Below are 2,075 nucleotides of genomic sequence, written 5' to 3'. Positions count from 1 at the left end.
ATCATGAGCGCCACGCCAATCCGTCGGATGATCAAGCCTGTGACAAAGCACGCTGCCGGGCGCCTCGCGGGCAGCCTCCTCGCCCTCGCCGCCCTCATGGCTCCGGCCGATGCCGCCTCGCGGGCGTCGCGCGCGAAGCGGGCCGCGGGGGCTGCCGCGACCGTGGCGGTCGATTACGGCATTAACCTCGCCGGCCTGCCGATCGGCACGGCGCGGCTGGCCGGTTCGTTCGACCGCGACCGCTACCTCATGGACGTGTCGGCGGTGCTCACGGGCCTCGTCGGCGCGATCACCGGCGGCAAGGGCTCGGCCCGGGCCTCCGGAAGCTTCGCGGCGGCACCGCAGCCCGGCGCCTTCGCCATCGCGACCCAGACGGCCAGTTCCGGAATCGCGGTGCGCATGGCCCTGGCGCACGGCAACGTGGTCCAGGCCGAGATCACGCCGCCCCTCGTCGACATGCAGGACCGCGTCCCGGTCACAGCCTCCAACAAGCGCGGCATCATCGACCCGGTCAGCGCCCTGCTGATGCCGACTCAGGGACGCGGCGAGCCCCTCGATCCGGAAAACTGCAACCGCACCCTGCCGGTCTTCGATGGCGCCACCCGCTTCAACGTGGTGCTGAGCTACGCCGAGACGCGCCCGGTTCAGAAGCCCGGCTATGCCGGCCCGGTGCTCGTCTGCAACGCCCGCTACCAGGCGGTGGCCGGCCACCGCCCGGACCGGCCGGGGGTGAAGTTCATGGAGGAGAACCGCGAGATGTCGGTCTGGCTCGCCCCCGTCGAGGGGACGCGGGTCCTGATCCCGCTGCGCATCTCGGTGCTCACCACGATCGGCACCAACATCATCGAGGCGACGCGCTGGAGCCAGGGCGGCAATGCGGGCACGACCGGGACGGCCGGCGCCGCCGGCACCAGCGTCGCACAGGCGAGCCTGCCCGGGCAGTAGCGGCGGTTTGACCGCCCGCGGCTTTCCCGGCACGTCCGCGCGGCGCGACAGCCGCGCCAGGGAGGTCAGCCAATGCCCAAGGGCTACATCATCGTCCGGATGACGGTCACCGATCCGGAGACCTACAAGGACTACGCCGCCATGGCCTCCGAGGCCATGCGCAAGTACGGCTGCACGCCGCTGGTGCGCGGCGGCCGCTGCGAGGCGCTGGAGGGCGAGGCCCGTCCGCGCAACGTCGTGCTGGAATTCGAGTCCTACGAGGCGGCGCGCGCCTACTATTTCTCGCCCGAGTACCAGGCCGCCGTCGCCAAGCGCCGGCCGGCGGGGATCGGCGAGGTGGTCCTCGTCGAAGGCGTCGACTGATCCGCCTGGCGTTCGGAGCCCGCGGTCGATGCAGCCCGCGCCGCCCTCAGCCCGGAGCGCCGCGCCCTCGGGCAGCGCGAGGCCTGAAACCGTGGCGCTCTCCCTCAGGTGCCTGCGGGCCCAGAGGAGGCGGCTCCGGAGCGCGCGGCCGGCGGTGGAGGAAATCTTCACGTTCCCGGCGATAATCGGCGGATGCGCCCGCTTGCTCTCCGAATCGCCCTCGCCTTGGCCGTCGTCACCGGCCCGGCGGCCGCGCAGCCCCTGAGCGCCGGCACCGCCGATCCGGGCTGCGGCGGTGACGCCTTCTCGTCGGCCGAAGTCGTCGAGCACCGGCCGCCGCGGCGCGGCCCCCTCGTGGCGGTGCCCGACACGCTCTGCGCCGACGTGGCACCGCAGCCGGGCACGCCGACGACGCAGATCGACATCTTCCCGATGATCACGCCCCAGATTGGACCTGGCGGGGGCGGCATCCCATATGAGGGCGGACCGTCCCGGCCCTACCGTCCCTGAGACGCGGCCGGCCGGTCGAACCCGCCTCCCCGCCCGCGCCGCGACGGCGCCGCGACGGCCTTCCCGTTCGAAGGAACCGCCGACCATCGACGCGCTGCTCCGCCCCTCGCCCAGCCGCTCGCTGTCCCGCGATGCCCGCGCCCGCGGCGTCACCGCGGTCCTCGGGCCGACCAACACCGGCAAGACGCATCTCGCCATCGAGCGGATGCTCGCGCACCCGACCGGGATGATCGGGTGCCCCGCGGCTCTCGCCCGGA

Annotated in this window: 4 protein-coding genes; all 4 read left to right on the top strand. The window is 73.3% G+C overall.

Going from position 1 to position 2,075, the window contains the following annotated elements; genetic code table 11:
- Positions 1-27 precede the first annotated feature (27 nt).
- Positions 28-945 carry a DUF3108 domain-containing protein gene (locus tag I53_RS12545; protein WP_091954988.1) on the top strand — a complete coding sequence of 306 codons (918 nt, stop codon included), beginning with the start codon at positions 28-30 and terminating at the stop codon, positions 943-945.
- A gap of 72 nt (positions 946-1,017) precedes the next feature.
- Complete coding sequence (locus I53_RS12540) at positions 1,018-1,308, top strand: DUF1330 domain-containing protein (RefSeq protein WP_043351173.1); 291 nt, start codon at positions 1,018-1,020, stop codon at positions 1,306-1,308.
- 192 nt (positions 1,309-1,500) lie between these two features.
- Positions 1,501-1,818, top strand: coding sequence for a hypothetical protein (locus I53_RS12535; protein ID WP_043351171.1), 318 nt, complete (start codon positions 1,501-1,503; stop codon positions 1,816-1,818).
- Positions 1,784-2,075, top strand: a 292-nt coding sequence (locus tag I53_RS34555) for a hypothetical protein (RefSeq protein ID WP_043351168.1), incomplete at its 3' end; no start/stop codon positions are given. The genes I53_RS12535 and I53_RS34555, both read left to right, overlap by 35 nt.

Source organism: Methylobacterium sp. B1, from assembly GCF_000333255.1.
Taxonomy (GTDB): domain Bacteria; phylum Pseudomonadota; class Alphaproteobacteria; order Rhizobiales; family Beijerinckiaceae; genus Methylobacterium; species Methylobacterium fujisawaense.
The sequence above is the reverse complement of the archived record's forward strand: the minus strand, read 5'-3'. Positions and strand labels throughout refer to the sequence as shown.